We start from the raw sequence: 16,527 nt of genomic DNA, 5'->3' as shown, positions 1-16,527 counted from the left end.
GATCTCCTGGTTCGGTACGGGAGATCTCCCAGGCTAGGGCGCCGACAGGAACCCCCGGGTACCCTTCGATGCCATGGGGGAGTTCGGTTCCGGTGGGTCGTTCCTCGCCGACTGCCCGGCGCGTCTGCCGGTCGAGCTGATCGCCGACAAGTGGGCGGTGGTGGTGCTCTCCGGTCTCAGCGAGGGCCCGGTCCGGCACGGCGCGCTGATCGACCTCGTCGGCGGCGGCCTCTCCCGCAAGGTGCTCACCCAGACGCTCCGCCGCCTCGAGGCGAACGGCCTCGTCCGCCGGCAGGTCCACGCCGAGGCGCCACCGCGCGTCGACTACGAGCTCACCCCGCTCGGGGCGACCCTCGGCGATCCGATCCGCGCACTGGCCGACTGGGCGAGACAGAACGGCGACGCGGTCCTCGAGGCGCTCGAGTCCGGTCCCGCGCCGCGTCCTCGCCTCGGCCGCGAGGGCGAGCTCGGGCGTCGCGGCGACACCTCGTCCCCGGGGCGGCCCGGGGCGGGCTACCCGCGCGGCGCGGGATCCTCGTCGCCAGGTTCGGGTGCGGCGACGGGCGAGCCCGGGTAGAACCGCCGCGACCGCAGGATGTTCGACGTCCGGGCGGCTTCGGCCCACCCGGGGTCCCGGGCGCGCACCGCCTCCACGATCTCCCGGTGCTGCAGCACGCTGTAGCGGATGTCGTCGTCGGTGTACCGGTCGAACAGGTGGACGATCCACGCCGTCCTCCCGAGGTGCTCCGCGATGCTCGCCAGCCGGGGGGAGCGGGCCGCGGCCTGCAGGGCGGAGTTGAACTCGCCGCCCAGCCGGGCCGCGTCGGCCCGCGCGCAGTCCGGGCGGGACATCTCGTCCACGATGCGGGTGAGCTCGGCGATGTCGGCGGCATCGGCCCGGGTCGCCGCGAAGCGGGCCGCGGCCCCTTCCAGCAGGGCCCGGATCGTGAGCAGGTCGTCGTACTCCTCGGGCCCCCAGTCCGTGACCACCGCGCCCCGGTGACGCACCAACGTGACCAGGCCCTCGACGCTCAGCGAGTGCAGCGCCTCGCGCACGGGCGTCCGGCTGGTCCCGATCTCCTCGGCGACGACGTCCTCGCCGATCCGGGATCCCGGGGGGTACTTGCCGGTCAGGATGCCGGAACGGATCGCCTCGGCCGCCCGCGCCCGCGCACTCATTGATCACCATCCTCGACGGCCCGCACGGCCTCACTCTAGGCCCGGGCCGGCGCGGGCAGCGGCCGAGGTTCGCGGCGACGGCGGTCGTGGTCCGGCCGCACGACGGCGGGGGCCGGCGTCGCCATTCGAGGGTTGTGAGCCTGGGGGCGGAGCGGTACTTTGAGGATGAATTCAGATTCAGGAGGGCTCCTCATGGTCGAGAAGGCATCCGCGGGCAAGATCCTCAGCAAAGGCATGTCCGGCGCCGTCCGGGCCGGGGACCTGGTGTTCCTCGCCGGTCAGGTCGCGACCGACGAGAACGGTGATGTCGCACTCGGCGACGTGGAGGCCCAGGCGACCCAGTGCTTCCGCAACATCGAGCGGGAGCTCGCGCACTTCGGCGCGACGCTGCACGACCTCGTCGAGGTCACCGCGTTCTGCGCCCATCCGTTCGATCTCGACGCGTACGTGCGCGTCCGCACGCGGGAGTTCTCGCCGGAGAACCCGCCCGCGACCACCACCGTCGTGGCCACCCTCGGCTCGCCGAACTGGCTGGTCGAGGTCAAGGCCGTCGCCGCGCTCGGTCCCTGGGTCTGACCTCCGGGGATCCGGCTCGGTGGTGCGGGTGTCGGGCGTCCGACACCGGCACCGCGCACCATGCGGGCTCGCGTGCCAGCGAGCCGTTGTTCGTGCCGTCACCCTTTCCCCTCACGGTTCCTGGAGCAACGATGCATCAGAAACTTCGTCGGTCCGCGCGACCCCGGCGCGTCGTCGTCGCGGTGTCCGTCCTCGCCCTCGCGGTGCTCAGCGCCTGCGGCTCGGGAGGCGGGAGCGCCGCCCCGAGCGGGGGCGGCGGCGCCCCCGAGGGCGACGCCGCCTGGCAGCAGACCGTCGCCGCCGGCGAGAAGGAGGGCACGGTCGTCTTCTACAGCAGTGCCCCCCAGGGCACGATCGACCGCCTGGAGAAGGCGTTCGAGGCCAAGTACCCGAAGATCGACATGCAGGCGACCCGGGTGACGGGCCTCGAGCTCGCGACCGCGCTGGAGAACGAGCGCAACTCCGGCGGGAGCGGCGCGGACATCGCCCTGCACGACATGATCCCGTTCCAGTACAACAACCTCGGGAACTTCATCCCGCCGACCGGGCCGAACACGCAGCGTCCGGAGTACAAGAAGGACGGCATCACGCTCAAGGGCGTGTCGCAGATGCACAACATCGTGCCGTTCGGCGTCGCCTACAACACCTCGCTGATCCCCAACCCGCCCAAGGACTTCAGCACGCTCCTCGATCCCGCGCTCAAGGGGCAGATCGGGCTGTTCGACGGTGCGTCGCCCGCGGCGTCGGACCTCTACGCGTTCCTGGAGAAGAACTACGGCGGCGAGGACTTCCTGAAGAAGCTGGCGGCCCAGCAGCCGCAGTTCTTCCCGTCGGTGGCGCCGACGCTGCAGGCGCTGACCTCCGGCGAGATCGCGATCACCGACTACGCGAGCAGCGTCGCGGTGCAGGACCTGGTGGACCAGGGAGCGCCGGTCAAGTTCGTGCCGACCAAGCCGCAGTGGGCGATCCAGTTCTACACCTACATCCCGAACTGGGCGAAGCACCCGAACGCGGCCCAGGTGCTCTACGACTTCATGGCGAGCCCGGAGGGCCAGACGGCGATCAACAAGAACGCGATCAGCGTCCTGCCGAACATCCCGGGCACCATCGGCCAGATCGGTGACGTGCAGACGATGACGGTCGAGAAGGTCATCGACGCCAACGTCGTCAACGCCTACAACGCCCGGTGGCGGCAGATCTTCGGGCGCTGATGGCGCCCGCGACGACAGACACCCGGTCCCTCGACCTGACCGGCGCGGTGGCGCTGGTCGTGGGGGCCGAGCGCCGGAACAGCATCGGCCGCTCCGTCGCCCTCGCCCTCGCCTCCCGCGGGGCGGAGGTGGCGGTGACGGGGACGGCCGGCTTCCGCACCGACGACACCGGATGGAGCGGGGTCGAGGCGGTCCGCGCCGATCTCGTGGAGCGCCACGGGACCACGGCGTCGGCCCACCTGGTCGACGTGACCGACGAGGAGCAGGTCGAGCGCCTGGTCTCCGGCGTCGTCGAGCGGCACGGGCGGATCGACGTGCTCGTGTACACCGCGGCGGTGCCGGCCGGGGACGCCGGTCCCGTGACCGGCATCGACCTCGCCGGCTGGCAGCGGACCCTCGCGGTGAACCTGACCGGCGCGATGCTCGTCAGCAGGGAGGTCGTCCGGCGCATGGACGAGGGCGCCGGCGGCCGGATCGTCGCCATCGGGTCGGTGCACGGGCGGGAGGGCGTGGCGCAGCGGGCGGCGTACTCCGCCTCCAAGGCCGGGCTGGCCGGGCTCGTGCAGAGCATGGCCGAGGAGCTCGCGCCCGCGGGGATCACCGTCAACACGGTGTGCCCGGGGGTGGTGTCCACGGACCGGATCGAGGGCGCCGACGACGCGACGATCGGCAAGCTCGTCGAGCGGATCCCGTTGGGGCGCACCGCAAGCCCGGAGGACGTCGCCGAGGTGGTGGCGTTCCTGTGCACCCCGGCCGCCGGCTACGTCACCGGGCAGTCCCTCAACGTCGACGGCGGATGGCAGAGAAGGTGACCGAGCCGATGACCGACACGACGACGGTGCTGGACACCTATCGCGAGACCCCGGGCTGGCCACCGCTGGCGGACGGGGCGACCTTCGCCGGCGACGCCGCCGCGGTGGCGCTCGGCGCCGACGAGCGGCTCTACGTCTTCAACCGCGGCCCGCAGCGGATGGTCGTCCTCGAGCCCGACGGCACGTACGCCGGCGGCTGGGGGACCGCCGCGGACTACGCGCGCCCCCACGGCGTGACCCCGTGCGCGGACGGCGACCTGCTGCTGGTCGACGCGGGCTCGCACGTCGTCGACAAGGTCCGGACCGACGGGACGCGCGTCCTGCGGCTGGGGGAGCACGGCCGTCCGTCCCCGGCGTACTCGGGGGAGCCGTTCAACCAGCCCACGGACGCCGCGGAGCACCCCCTCACCCGGGAGATCTTCGTGTCCGACGGGTACGGCAACTCGCGCATCCACCGCTACGACGCCGACGGGCGGCACATCCTGTCCTGGGGCGAGCCGGGGAGCGGGCCCGCGCAGCTCTCGAACCCGCACGGCCTCTGCCTGCTCGACGACGACCACGTCGCCGTGTGCGACCGGGAGAACTACCGGATCCAGGTCTTCGACCTCGGCGGGACCCTGCAGGACACCTGGCACTGGCACCATCCCAGCACCATCCGCCGCAGCGGCGACCTGCTGTTCGTGGGTGAGCTGGGGGTCCCCGCGTACATGCACGGGTCCATTCCGGACATGGGGTGCTGCGTGAGCGTCGCGACGCTGGACGGAACCCTCGTGGGCCGCCTCGGTGGCCGCTTCCCCGGTGTGCAGGAGGGGCGTTTCCTCTGCCCGCACGGCATGGCGGTGACGGCCGACGGCGTGCTCTACGTCGCGGAGGTCAACGCCGTGTACCTCGAGGCCCTCGGCCTGCCGGTGCCGCCCCACGAGGAGCTGCACTGCCTGCGCCGCTGGAGCCGCTCATGAGCACCGTCTCGTACGGCGACGTGCTGTGGAAGCCCTCCCCGGAGGGCGTCGAGGCGCTCCGGCTGACCCGCTTCGCCCGCCGGGTCGGCGAGACCCGCGGCCTCTACTTCGCCGGGTACCCCGAGCTGTGGGAGTGGTCGGTGCGGGACCTGCCCGGCTTCTGGCAGTCCGTCGTGGACTTCTTCGGGGTGCGGTTCCACGCCCCGCCGACGGAGATCCTCACCGACGACGAGATGCCCTTCACGCGCTGGTTCCCCGGGGCCACCCTCAACTACGCCGAGCACGCGCTGCTGGGGGCGGGGGACAGCCCGGCCGTGCTCGCCCACTCGCAGACGCGGGGACCGCAGAGCCTCACCGCCGACGAGCTGCGCGACCAGGTCGGGCGGGCCGCCGCGGGGCTGCGCCGGCTCGGGGTGACCCGGGGCGACGCGGTGGCCGGGTACCTCCCGAACTGCCCCGAGGCGACCGTGCTGTTCCTCGCGTGCGCCAGCATCGGCGCGGTGTTCTCCTGCTGCGCCGTCGAGTTCGGCACCGGCCTGGTCGTCGACCGCCTCGCCCAGGTCGCGCCGAAGGTGCTCGTCGCCGCGGACGGCTACCGCTACCACGGCAAGGAGATCGACAAGCGGGACACGGTCGACGCGATCGTGGCGGCGCTGCCCTCGCTCGCCGCGACGGTCGTGGTGCCCTACGCGTTTCCCGCACCGGACTTCGGCACCTGGGCCGAGCTGACGAGCCGTCCGGCCCCGCTCACGTTCGAGGCGGTGCCCTTCGACCATCCGCTCTACGTCCTGTACTCGTCGGGGACGACCGGTCCGCCGAAGGCCTTCGTCCACACCCACGGCCGGATCCTCGTCGAGCACCTGAAGACCCTCGGCCTGCATCTCGACCTCGGGCCCGGCGACCGGCTCCTGCAGCCCACGACGACCGGGTGGATGCTCTGGAACTTCGGGGTCTCGGCCCTGCTCCTGGGCGCGGCCGTGGTCTGCTTCGACGGCGACCCGCTCCACCCCGATCCGCTGGAGATCTGGCGGGTGGCGGAGGAGAGCGCGGCCACGGTCCTCAACACCGGTGCCGCGGTCGTCGCCGGGACGATGCGCAGCGGCCGCAGCCCGCGCACGGAGGTGGATCTCGCGGCGCTGCGCACGGTCTCGGTGACCGGGTCCCCGCTGCCGCCGGAGGGCTTCCGCTGGATCTACGACGAGGTCAAGCCGGACGTGTTCGTCACCTCCGGGTCCGGCGGCACGGACGTCTGCACGGGGTTCGTCGGCGGGGTGCCGACGCTGCCGGTCACCGCGGGGGAGCTGACGGCGCCGTACCTGGGCGTGGCACTGGACTCCTTCGACCCCGAGGGCCGGCCGGTCCGCGGCACCGAGGGCGAGCTCGTGATCACCCGGCCGCTGCCGTCCATGCCGGTGGAGTTCCTGCACGATCCCGGCCACGCCCGCTACCTCGCCAGCTACTTCGACCGCTATCCCGGCGTCTGGCGGCACGGGGACTGGATCCGCATCGGCGAGGACGGGCGCAGCGTGATCACCGGCCGTTCCGACGCCACGCTCAAGCGGGGCGGGGTCCGGATCGGTACGAGCGAGCTCTACTCCGCGCTCGACGGCATGGGTGAGCTGGGGGACACCGTCGTCGTCCACCTCGACACGGACGGCCGGGACCTCCTCGTGCTCCTCGCCGCACCCCCGCCGGAGGTCCGGGCCGACGACGAGCTCGCCACCCGGGTGCGGCGCCGGATCCGGGAGGAGCTCTCGCCCCGGCACGTGCCGGACCTCGTCCGGTTCGTCCCGGCGCTGCCGCGGACGATCACCGGCAAGCGGCTCGAGATCCCGGTCAAGCGCATCCTCGGCGGGGAGCGGCCCGCCGACGTCCTGGACCCGGGGACGATCACCGACCCGGGTGCCCTGGCCGCGATCGAGGCCCTCGGCGCCGAGATCCGGACCCCGACCGCGAAGGAGAGCCGGTAGGCATGGAGCAGCCACCACTGCTGAGCGCGGCGGCGTCGATGATCAGCCCGCCCCCGGTCGCCGGGAGCAGCGGGCCGGGATCGATCGTCTTCGGCTCCGGCGTGCCGGACCCGGCGCTCTACCCGCGCGAGTCCCTCGAGCGCGAGATCGTCCGGGTGCTGCGGGACCCGCGGGTCGACCTCGGCTACAGCCGCGGGATCGGCCAGCCGGCGCTGTGCGCCGCGGTCGCGGACCGGCTCAACCTCCGGTCGGGGAGCGCGCTGATCGGCGAGGACGTCGCCGTCACCGGGGGCGCGTCGGGGGCCCTGATCGCCGTCGCGGCCGCCGTGCTCGATCCGGGGGACGTCGTGGTCTGCGAGCGGTACACCTATCCGGCCGCGGTGGAGACCTTCCGGCACCGCGGCGCCGAGGTCGTCGGTGTGCCGACGGACGCCGACGGCCCGGACGTCGCCGCGATCGAGGCCACCCTGGGCGAGCTCGCCGCCCGCGGTGCGCGGGCCAAGGCGCTCTACACGATCGCGCCGTTCCAGAGCCCCACCACGGCGACCCTGAGCACGGAGCGGGCCGCCGCCCTGGTCGCCCTCGCGGAGCGGCACGACCTGCTCGTCCTCGTGGACGACACCTACGGCGAGATCGCCTTCGGCGAGCGGTCGCCGCTCCCCACGGTGCTGATGACCAGCCCGCGCGTGGTCCACCTCGGCTCGTTCAGCAAGACCCTCGCGCCGGCGCTGCGGCTCGGGTGGGTCGCCGGGAACCGGTCCGTGGTCGAGGCGATCGGCGCGATGCGCACCGACCTCGGCGTGGCCCTGATCGTGCAGGAGGCCGTGGCCCGGCTGATCGGGTCCGGGGAGTACGCCACGACGGTCGCGGCCGCGAGCGCGCACTACCTGCGCAAACGGGACGTCCTGATGGAGGTCCTGGACGCGGGCTGCGGCGGTGCGGCCACCTGGCGGGTCCCGGAGGGGTCGTTCTTCCTCTGGCTCGAGACCGAACCGCCGGTCGAGCGGATCGCGGCGGCCGCACAGGACCTCGGGGTCGGCTTCATCCCGGGCGCCGTGTTCGCCGTGGACGGGGCGGACCGCCACCACCTGCGGCTGGCCTTCGGGTTCGTCGGCCTCGGCACCCTCGCCGAGGGTGCCGACCGGATCGCCCGCTCCGTGGTGCACGCCGGGCGGGGTGCCGTGGGGGTGACGCGATGAGGATCGGCGCGGTCCTGCCGACGACGGAGATCGGGGCCGACACCGCTGCCGTGCGGTCCTGGGCCGTGGCCGTCGAGCGGGCCGGTTTCGACGCCGTCGTCGTCTACGACCACGTCGTGGGGGCCGAGCACCGCGACCGCACGCCGCCCATCACCCGCGACTACGACGAGACGACCCCGTTCCGCGAGCCGTTCGTGCTGCTGGGCCATCTCGCCGCGCTGACCAGCACCGTCGAGCTGATGACCGGCGTGCTCGTCCTGCCGCAACGGCAGACGGCCCTGGTCGCGAAGCAGGCCGCCGAGGTCGCGCTGCTCAGCGGCGGCCGGTTCACCCTCGGGGTGGGCATCGGCTGGAACGTCGTGGAGTACGACGCGCTGGGCGTCGGTTTCGCCGAGCGCGGCCGTCGCCTCGACGAGCAGGTCGAGCTCCTGCGCAGGCTGTGGTCCGATGGCCTCGTGAGCGCGGACGGGCGGTTCCACCGGTTCGAGCGGGTGGCGCTGAGCCCGCGCCCTGACGAGCCCGTGCCGCTCGTCTTCGGCGGGGGATCGGAGGCCGCGCTGAGCCGGGCCGTGCGGGCCGGGGACGGCTTCCTGTTCAACGCACCCTCCCCGGCGGCCCTGGCCCTGCACGCGACGCTGCCGGAACAGCTGGCCGGCCGCGACCCGGGCGGGTTCCGGGTGCTCCTGCAGGTGCACGCCTGCCATGGCGCGGAGCAGCTGCGGCGCAGCCTGGACCCGTGGCGCGACCGCAAGGTCGACGACGTGGTCGTCTCGACCATGCGCAACCGCATGATCGGCGCGGACGTCGAGGTGTGCGACGGCGCCGACGAGCACCTGGACCTGCTCGACCGGGCCCGCGCGGTCGTCCGGGAGGTGCTGGGATGAGCGGCGTCTACCGGCTCGACGGCCGGGTCGCCTTCGTGACGGGCGGCGCGTCGGGCATCGGGGCCGCGACGGCGGCCGTGCTGGCCCGCCAGGGTGCCGCGACCGCGCTGCTCGACATCGACGTCGAGGGCGCGGAGAAGCGGGCCGCCGAGCTGCGCGGCGCGGGCCACGAGTCCGTCGCCGTCGGCGTCGACCTCGCCGACAGTGCCGACATCCCGCGGGCCTTCGACGCGGCGGTGGCCGCGCTGGGCGGTCCGGACGTCCTCGTGTGCTCGGCCGGGCTGATCGGCGGTGTGCACGGCGTCCTCGACGTGGCCGAGGAGACGGTGGAGCTGGTCCACCGGGTCAACGTGCACTCCGCCTTCGTGCTGTCCCGGCTGGCGGGGGAGCACATGATCCGGGCCGGGGTGCCCGGCCGGGTCGTGTACCTGAGCTCCAGCTCGGCCTACCGCGCCGAGCTCTCCTATCCGGCCTACTCGACGACGAAGGCGGCGCTCGGGCAGCTCGCCCGCAGCTTCGCCGCCGAGGTCGGCCGGTACGGCATCACCGTGAACGCGGTGGCGCCCGGACCCACCAACACACCGATGAACTCCGGCGGCAAGGCCGCCCTCGACGAGCGCGTCCGGTCCGGGCCGCTCAAGAACCTCGTGGGGTACGCGGCCGAGCCCGAGGACGTCGCCGAGGTCGTCGGCTTCCTCTGTCTGCCCGCTGCCCGCACCGTCACCGGCCAGGTCGTCCAGGCCGGGTACGGCGCCATCGTCTGACGTCCTACCGAGGAGTGCACCGATGAACCCCCAGTCCTATCTCTCCGCGGCGGGACTCAACGACCTGGAGATCTCCGCCGGGTCGCGCCCGCTGCTCGAGGAGGTGCGGTCCTACGTCGCGGACGAGGTCGAGCCCGTCACCGCCACCTACTACGCGCTCGGCGAGGGCCGCGAGGAGCGCTGGTCCCACACGCCGGAGCAGCTGGAGCTGCTCGGCGGCCTGAAGGACAAGGCGAAGGCCCGCGGCCTGTGGAACTTCTTCCTGCCCGACGCGCGCACCGGGCAGGGTCTGTCCAACCTGGACTACGCCTACATCGCCTTCGAGCTCGGCAAGAACCCGCTCGCCCCGGAGTGCCTCAACTGCAACGCCCCCGACACCGGGAACATGGAGGTGCTCGAGCGGGTCGGCACCCCCGAGCAGCGCCGCGACTGGCTCGAACCGCTGCTCGACGGGCGGATCCGCTCGGCCTTCGCGATGACCGAGCCGGACCTGGCCTCCTCGGACGCGCACAACATCGCCTGCTCCGCGGTCCGCGACGGCGACGACTGGGTGATCAACGGCGAGAAGTACTTCATCTCCGGTGCCGGGGACCCGCGCTGCCGGATCATGATCGTGATGGTCCGGACGAACGCGGACGCGGCCCGCAACAAGCAGCACTCGCAGATCCTCGTGCCGCTGCCGCACCCCGGCGTCGAGATCGTCGGGCCGATGCACGTGTTCGGGCGCGACGAGGCCCCGCACGGGCACATGCACATCCGCTTCACCGACGCGCGGGTCCCGGACACGAACATGCTCCTCGGCGAGGGCCGGGGCTTCGAGATCAGCCAGCTCCGGCTGGGCCCCGGGCGCATCCACCACTGCATGCGGTCGGTCGGCGCCGCCGAGCGGGCGCTCGACCTCATGATCGAGCGGGGCCGGCAGCGGACGGCCTTCGGGCGCCCGCTGCTCTCGCTCGGCAAGAACACCGAGCTGGTGAGCCGCACGCGCATCGAGATCGAGGCCATGCGCATGGTCGTGCTGAAGGCGGCGCGCGCGATGGACGTGCTCGGGAACGACCAGGCCCGGGTGTGGGTGTCCGCGGCCAAGGCGATGGTGCCCGAGCGGGCGTGCGAGATCATCGACCGCGCCATCCAGCTGCACGGGGCCACGGGCGTCTCGCAGTGGAGCCCGCTGGCCGACATGTACGTCGCGCAGCGGGTGCTGCGCATCGCCGACGGGCCGGACGAGGTGCACCACATGGTCGTGGGCCGCGCCGAGATCGCCCGCGGGCGGGACCGGTGACGAACCCGGTGGGGGACGAGGGCGAGCCGGCCCCGCGGCGGCGGGTCGAGGAGATGTTCCGGCTGGACGGCAAGGTCGTGGTCGTCACCGGTGCGTCGTCGGGGCTCGGCGTGGCCTTCGCCCGGGCGTGCGCCGAGGCCGGTGCGGACCTGGTGCTGGCCGCCCGGCGCCACGAGCACCTCGTCGCCACGGCGACGCTGGTCGAGGAGGCCGGCCGGCGGGCGGTCGCGGTGCCCGCCGACGTGCGGGACCCGGCCGACTGCGAGGCCGTCGTCGCGGCGGCGGTCGAGGAGTTCGGGGGGGTCGACGTCCTGGTCAACAGTGCCGGCGCGGCCAGCGCCAACCCGGCGACGCGCGAGTCGCCGGAGGACTTCACGCGCGTGGTCGAGGTCAACCTGCACGGCTCCTACTGGATGGCCCAGGCCTGCGGGCGGGTCATGCGCCGCGGCGGCAGCGTCGTGAACATCTCGAGCGTGCTCGCGCTGACCACGGCGGGGCTCCCGCAGGCCGCGTACACGTCGTCCAAGGCGGGGCTGATCGGGCTCACCCGCGATCTCGCCCAGCAGTGGGGCGGGCGCAAGGGGATCCGGGTCAACGCCATCGCGCCGGGGTTCTTCGCGACCGAGATGACCGAGGCCTACGACACGTCCTATGTGGACAATGTGCTGCGGCCGCGGATGCTCCTGGGCCGCCCGGGCGACCCGGACGAGATCGCCGCGACGCTCGTGTGGCTGGTCTCCGACGCCGGGGCCTACGTGACCGGGCAGTGCATCGTGGTGGACGGCGGAATGAGCATCACGTAGGCCGCGGCGACCCTTGAAAGTGAATCTGAACTCAGATACGGTTTGGGAGCGACGATGCCGTCCACGTCAGGGAGCAGGGTCATGGAGCTGCCACTTCGACCGCTCGGCGGTCAGGGCCTGCTCGTCTCGCCGCAGGCGCTCGGCACGCTGTCGATCAGCGAGTTCTACGGCAGCGAGCTGACGGACCCGCCGGACGTCGACGAGGGGATCCGCACCATCCAGCGCGCGGTGGAGCTGGGGATCCAGTTCTTCGACACGGCGGACATCTACGGCAACGGCCACAACGAGGAGCTCCTCGGCAGGGTTCTCGGACCGATCCGGGACCGGGTGGTCATCGCCACCAAGTTCGGGGCCATCCGCGAGCCCGGGGCCACCTCGCACGACTTCGACGGCCGGCCCGAGTACGTGCGCGCCGCCTGCGAGGCCTCGCTGCGGCGGCTGGGCATGGACCACATCGACCTCTACTACCAGCACCGGGCGGACGCACGGGTCCCGATCGAGGAGACGGTCGGGGCGATGGGGGAGCTGGTGGCCGCCGGGAAGGTGCGCTACCTCGGCCTCTCCGAGGCGTCCGCGGACACGCTGCGCCGCGCCCACGCGGTGCACCCGATCTCGGCCCTGCAGAGCGAGTACTCGCTGTTCAGCAGGGACATCGAGGCGCAGGTGCTGCCGGCCTGCCGGGAGCTGGGCATCGGTCTCGTCGCGTACAGCCCGCTGGCCCGCGGGCTGCTCACCGGCGCGATCACCAGCGGGACGACGTTCAGCGAGACGGACTGGCGGCGCACCACCCACCCGCGCTTCAGCGAGGACAACCTCGGCCCGAACCTCGACCGGGTCGCCCGGGTCGTGGAGATCGCCGCCCGCCGCGGAGCCACTCCCGCGCAGGTCGCCCTGGCCTGGCTGCACCACCAGGGCGAGGACGTGGTGCCGGTGCCGGGGACCAAACGCCGCCGGTATCTCGAGGGCAACGTGGCGGCGTGGGGGCTCGCCCTGGACGCGGGGGAGCTCGCGGCCCTCGGCGCCGTGCTGCCGGTCGGGGATCGTTATCCTGACATGTCCGTGGTGAATCGTGAGACGCCCGCCCGGGCCTGAATTTCCCCCAGCCCGGACCTGAAGTCCGTCAGTGAATGCAGGAGTTGTCGAATGAGCCGGTCCGAAAAGGCTGCCGCGGGACACCTGACGGTGTCGGGCGAGATTTCGGACGATGAGCGGAAGGCGCCCGAACGCCGCTCACCGCGGGCCCGGCGGACCCGCGCGAGCCTCGTCGCCGGGGCTCGGACCGTCTTCGAGAGGGATGGTTTCCAGAGTGCCAAGATCACCGACATCGCGGAGGCCGCGGGGGTCGCCATCGGCTCCTTCTACACCCATTTCCGGTCCAAGGAGGAGATCTTCCTCGCCGTGATGGACGAGGTCGAGGAGGAGATGCTGCATCCCCACCGCGACCTCTCCGGCTCGCGGGCCGAAACGCTCTACGACTCCATTCTCGCGGCGAACCGGAGATACCTGGAGGCGTATCGGAAGAACGCCGCCCTGATGGCGGTCCTGGAGGAGTTCGCCACCATCAACGAGGGATTCCGGGCCATCCGGATCCGGCGCGCGGTGGCGTTCAGCGAGCGGAACGCACGCACCATCGAACGTTTCCAGGAGAAGGGGGTCGCGGACGCGGAGCTGGATGCCTATCTCGCCGCGCACTCGCTCTCCGGAATGGTCAGCAGGGCCGCCTACCAGGCGTTCGTGCTGAGGACCTCGACGGACGAGATGGAGATGCTCGTCCGCACCCTGACCCGGCTGTGGCTCAACGCGCTGGGGATAGGCCGCGAGGACTGGGCCGATCCGGTCTGAGCCGCACGCCCGGAGTCCGACGTAGTACCGACGAGACACGCCCGCTGGCCGGGTGAGGCGACCGTGGTGGCCCGGAGCCGCCCGCCGCCCCGGCCCCAACCCGACGAGGAGGTCGGGGTGAACCGGACAGGGTCGACCAGTACCGAGGACGTCCGACACGACGGGATCGACCCGCCGGGAGCCGAGCCGCGCAGCGGGCCGACGACCGGGCCCGCTGCGGCGCGCCCGGTCCGGAGCCGGCGCTCGCGCCGCCGGACCACCGCACTCACCGTGGTGCTGGCGGCCGCGCTCACCTACCTCGTCCTGTTCCCGATCATCCGGCTCGTGCTGCTGGCGCTGGAGGACGGGGGCGCGAACCTCGCGCGGGCGATCGGGACACCGGCGATCGGCCGCACCCTGGTCACGACGCTCCTGCTGGCCGTGATCAGCGTGATCATGGCGGCCGTGCTCGGGACCGTGCTCGCCTGGCTGGCGACGCGCCTGCCCGTGCGCCACCGCTGGGCGGCGGTGCTGCCGCTGCTGCCCATCGTGCTGCCCCCGATCGCGAGCATCAGCGCCTTCGCGTTCCTGCTGGCACCCCGGTCCGGCCTGGTGAACGACCTGCTGCGCAGCCTCCCGTTCTTCTCCGGCTACACGGCCGCGACCGGTGGGCCGCTCAACGTCTACAGCTTCGGCTGGATCGTCGCGATCACCGGGCTCTACCTGACCTCCTTCATGTTCGTGTTCATCCGGGCCGGCCTGGCCCGGGTGGGGCCCGCGGTGGTCGAGGCGGCGCGGTCGAGCGGGGCCTCGCCGACCCGGGCGTTCCTGCGGGTGGTGGTGCCGCTGCTGCGCCCGTCGCTGACCTACGGCGGCGCCATCTGCCTGCTGCTCGGGCTGAGCCAGTTCACCGCGCCGCTGATCCTCGGCGGCAACCAGAACGTCCGCGTCCTCACCACGGACGTCTACTACTACGTCGGCCTGCACGAGTACGGGCTCGCGTCCGCGCTGTCCATGCCGCTGCTGATCCTCGGGACCGCGCTGGTGCTGGCCCAGCGCGGGCTGCTGGCCAACAGTCGCCGCTTCGCCAGCGACGTCGGCAAGGGTGTGCAGGGCGGCAGCCGCGCCTCGCGGTGGGCGCTGCCCGGGCTGGCCCTGTACGGGGTGCTGATGGTGGTCGTCCCGGTCCTCACGCTCGTGGTGGTCTCGTTGTCGCCCTTCTGGACCGGGCACGTCAACCCCGGGGTCTTCACCTTCCGCAACTTCACCGACACCCTCGCCACACCTGCCGCGCAGACCGCCATCCGCACGAGCCTGCTCTCGTCGGTCGCCGGGGTGCTGCTGGCGCTGCCGGTGGGGTACCTCGCCGCGGAGGTGATCTACCGGCGGCGCGGCGGGCGGGTCGTGTCCGCCGTCGTGGACTTCATCGTCGGTCTGCCACTGGGGATCCCGGCCGTGGTGTTCGGGCTCGGGTTCCTCTACTTCTACTCGCAGCCCGGATTCCAGCTGTACGGGACGCCGTGGATCATCATCCTGCTCTACGTCACGCTGATGCTCCCGTACTCGGTCCGGCTGCAGCTCACGGCGCGGCTCTCGCTCGGTGACTCCTACGAGGCCGCGGCCCGCTCGTCGGGCGCCGGGGTGCTGCTGACCCACCTGCGCATCGTCGTGCCGATGATGCGCAGCTCGATCGCCGGGGCGGCCGCGCTGATGTTCGTGCTGCTGAGCCACGAGTTCTCGGCGTCGGTGTTCGTCCGCTCGGTCCGCACGCAGGTGATGGGCACCCAGCTCTACGACTACTGGTCCACCGGGACCGCGCCGAAGGTCGCGGTCATGGGAATCGTGATGTGCGTGATCACCGCGGTGGGCGTGACGCTGGCCTCCCGCGCGGGGTCCGGCACCCTCGAGAAGCTCTGACCGGGGAGGAGAACCCGATGCTGACCGTGAGTGGGCTCGAGAAGACGTTCTCGGCCAAGGGCGACGTCGTCCGTGCGGTCGACGACGTCAGCTTCGACGTCGCCGAGGGGGAGCTGCTGGTCCTGCTCGGACCCAGTGGCTGCGGGAAGACCACCGTGCTGCGGTGCATCGCCGGGCACGAGTCGGCCCAGGCCGGCCGCATCCGGCTCGCCGGCGAGGCGGTCTTCGATCCCGCCGACGGCGTGGACCTGCCGCCGGAGCGCCGCAGGATCGGGATGGTCTTCCAGAACTACGCGCTCTGGCCGCACCTCACCGTGCGGCGCAACCTGGAGTTCCCCCTGCGGGCCCAGAAGCTGAAGGCCGAGCTCGCCGCCGGCGACGCGGTGCAGAACGCCGCCGGCCTGGTCGACTGCCTGCCCTACCTGGAGCGCTTCCCGGGCGAGCTGTCCGGCGGGCAGCAGCAACGGGTCGCGCTGGCCCGCGGGCTGGTCGCCAAGCCGACGTTCATGCTGTTCGACGAGCCGCTGAGCAACCTCGACGCCCTGCTGCGCGCCCAGGTCCGGCACGACCTGCACGAGCTGCACCAGACCGTGGGTTTCAGCGGCATCTACGTGACCCACGACCAGAGCGAGGCCTTCGCGCTCGGCAACCGGCTCGCGATCATGCGCGCCGGCCGGATCGAGCAGATCGGCACCCCGCAGGAGATCTACGGCCGGCCGCTGACCGAGTACGCCGCGAACTTCGTGGGACTGTCCAACCGGCTCGTCCTCGACGCCGCCGGCGCGGGGCGGTGGACCCTGCGGGGCGAGCCCGACCGGGAGATCCCCGTCGCCACCCACGCGGACACGGACTCGTTGACGCTCCGGTTCCGCCCGCACGACGTGGACCTGCTGACCGACGTGGCCACCGGGTACGACGGGCTGGTCCTGGAGGGCAAGGTCGCGGACTCGGTCTACGAGGGGCGGCACTACGACCTGAGCGTCGCCGCCGGCTCCGCCACCCTCAACGTCCACGCGGCGGCGCCCGACGGGGCCCGGTTCGGCCCCGGCGACCCGGTCCGGATCGGGCTGCGCTGGCGCGGCGGATCGTGGTTCGGCGACGGCGCACGGGTGGAGGTCGGTGCCCGCGCGGGCGCCGGATCCGCCTGAAC

16 protein-coding genes are annotated in these 16,527 nt (G+C 72.7%); 15 read left to right on the top strand and 1 reads right to left on the bottom strand.

Annotation, left to right across the window (positions count from 1 at the left end; all coding sequences use genetic code 11):
* The first annotated feature begins 73 nt into the window (after positions 1-73).
* On the top strand, positions 74-577 hold the full coding sequence (locus tag ABD324_RS00625; protein WP_425565697.1) for a winged helix-turn-helix transcriptional regulator: 504 nt from the start codon (positions 74-76) through the stop codon (positions 575-577).
* On the opposite strand, the gene ABD324_RS00620 is transcribed toward ABD324_RS00625, so the two are convergent.
* Entirely contained in the window at positions 514-1,179 is a 666-nt protein-coding gene (locus tag ABD324_RS00620; RefSeq protein ID WP_344411500.1) for a GntR family transcriptional regulator, read from the bottom strand. The genes ABD324_RS00625 and ABD324_RS00620 overlap by 64 nt on opposite strands.
* 192 nt (positions 1,180-1,371) lie before the next feature.
* On the opposite strand from ABD324_RS00620, the gene ABD324_RS00615 reads away from it, so the two are divergent.
* From ABD324_RS00615 to ABD324_RS00550, 14 genes are all read left to right on the top strand, one after another.
* Positions 1,372-1,755, top strand: a complete 384-nt coding sequence (locus tag ABD324_RS00615) for a RidA family protein (RefSeq protein ID WP_344411499.1) — start codon at positions 1,372-1,374, stop codon at positions 1,753-1,755.
* Between the two features lie 131 nt (positions 1,756-1,886).
* Positions 1,887-2,966, top strand: coding sequence for an extracellular solute-binding protein (locus tag ABD324_RS00610; RefSeq protein ID WP_344411498.1), 1,080 nt, complete (start codon positions 1,887-1,889; stop codon positions 2,964-2,966).
* Positions 2,942-3,778, top strand: a complete 837-nt coding sequence (locus tag ABD324_RS00605) for an SDR family NAD(P)-dependent oxidoreductase (protein ID WP_344411497.1) — start codon at positions 2,942-2,944, stop codon at positions 3,776-3,778. Before ABD324_RS00610 ends, ABD324_RS00605 begins: the two co-directional genes overlap by 25 nt.
* An 8-nt stretch (positions 3,779-3,786) precedes the next feature.
* Positions 3,787-4,737 (top strand): NHL repeat-containing protein, encoded by a 951-nt coding sequence (locus ABD324_RS00600; RefSeq protein WP_344411496.1) that lies wholly within the window; start codon positions 3,787-3,789, stop codon positions 4,735-4,737.
* Positions 4,734-6,707 carry an acetoacetate--CoA ligase gene (locus tag ABD324_RS00595; protein WP_344411495.1) on the top strand — a complete coding sequence of 658 codons (1,974 nt, stop codon included), beginning with the start codon at positions 4,734-4,736 and terminating at the stop codon, positions 6,705-6,707. Before ABD324_RS00600 ends, ABD324_RS00595 begins: the two co-directional genes overlap by 4 nt.
* Before the next feature lie 2 nt (positions 6,708-6,709).
* Positions 6,710-7,906 (top strand): aminotransferase-like domain-containing protein, encoded by a 1,197-nt coding sequence (locus ABD324_RS00590; RefSeq protein WP_344411494.1) that lies wholly within the window; start codon positions 6,710-6,712, stop codon positions 7,904-7,906.
* On the top strand, positions 7,903-8,790 hold the full coding sequence (locus ABD324_RS00585; protein WP_344411493.1) for an LLM class F420-dependent oxidoreductase: 888 nt from the start codon (positions 7,903-7,905) through the stop codon (positions 8,788-8,790). The genes ABD324_RS00590 and ABD324_RS00585 overlap by 4 nt, the downstream gene beginning before the upstream one ends.
* A complete protein-coding gene (locus ABD324_RS00580) occupies positions 8,787-9,554 on the top strand; it encodes an SDR family NAD(P)-dependent oxidoreductase (protein WP_344411492.1) in 768 nt (255 codons plus the stop codon). The genes ABD324_RS00585 and ABD324_RS00580 overlap by 4 nt, the downstream gene beginning before the upstream one ends.
* Before the next feature lie 22 nt (positions 9,555-9,576).
* Positions 9,577-10,836, top strand: a complete 1,260-nt coding sequence (locus ABD324_RS00575) for an acyl-CoA dehydrogenase family protein (protein ID WP_344411491.1) — start codon at positions 9,577-9,579, stop codon at positions 10,834-10,836.
* Positions 10,837-10,889: 53 nt separating this feature from the next.
* The gene (locus ABD324_RS00570; RefSeq protein ID WP_344411795.1) at positions 10,890-11,639 is read left to right on the top strand and encodes an SDR family NAD(P)-dependent oxidoreductase; all 750 of its coding nucleotides are present in this window, start codon (positions 10,890-10,892) and stop codon (positions 11,637-11,639) included.
* 81 nt (positions 11,640-11,720) lie between these two features.
* Complete coding sequence (locus ABD324_RS00565; RefSeq protein WP_344411490.1) at positions 11,721-12,731, top strand: aldo/keto reductase; 1,011 nt, start codon at positions 11,721-11,723, stop codon at positions 12,729-12,731.
* A gap of 51 nt (positions 12,732-12,782) precedes the next feature.
* Positions 12,783-13,481 (top strand): TetR/AcrR family transcriptional regulator, encoded by a 699-nt coding sequence (locus tag ABD324_RS00560; RefSeq protein ID WP_344411489.1) that lies wholly within the window; start codon positions 12,783-12,785, stop codon positions 13,479-13,481.
* Between the two features lie 117 nt (positions 13,482-13,598).
* Positions 13,599-15,377, top strand: a complete 1,779-nt coding sequence (locus ABD324_RS00555; protein ID WP_344411488.1) for an ABC transporter permease — start codon at positions 13,599-13,601, stop codon at positions 15,375-15,377.
* A gap of 17 nt (positions 15,378-15,394) precedes the next feature.
* On the top strand, positions 15,395-16,525 hold the full coding sequence (locus tag ABD324_RS00550; RefSeq protein ID WP_344411487.1) for an ABC transporter ATP-binding protein: 1,131 nt from the start codon (positions 15,395-15,397) through the stop codon (positions 16,523-16,525).
* Positions 16,526-16,527: the final 2 nt, after the last annotated feature.

The sequence above is a fragment of the Pseudonocardia ailaonensis genome (genome assembly GCF_039531635.1).
GTDB lineage: Bacteria > Actinomycetota > Actinomycetes > Mycobacteriales > Pseudonocardiaceae > Pseudonocardia > Pseudonocardia ailaonensis.
The sequence above is the reverse complement of the archived record's forward strand: the minus strand, read 5'-3'. Positions and strand labels throughout refer to the sequence as shown.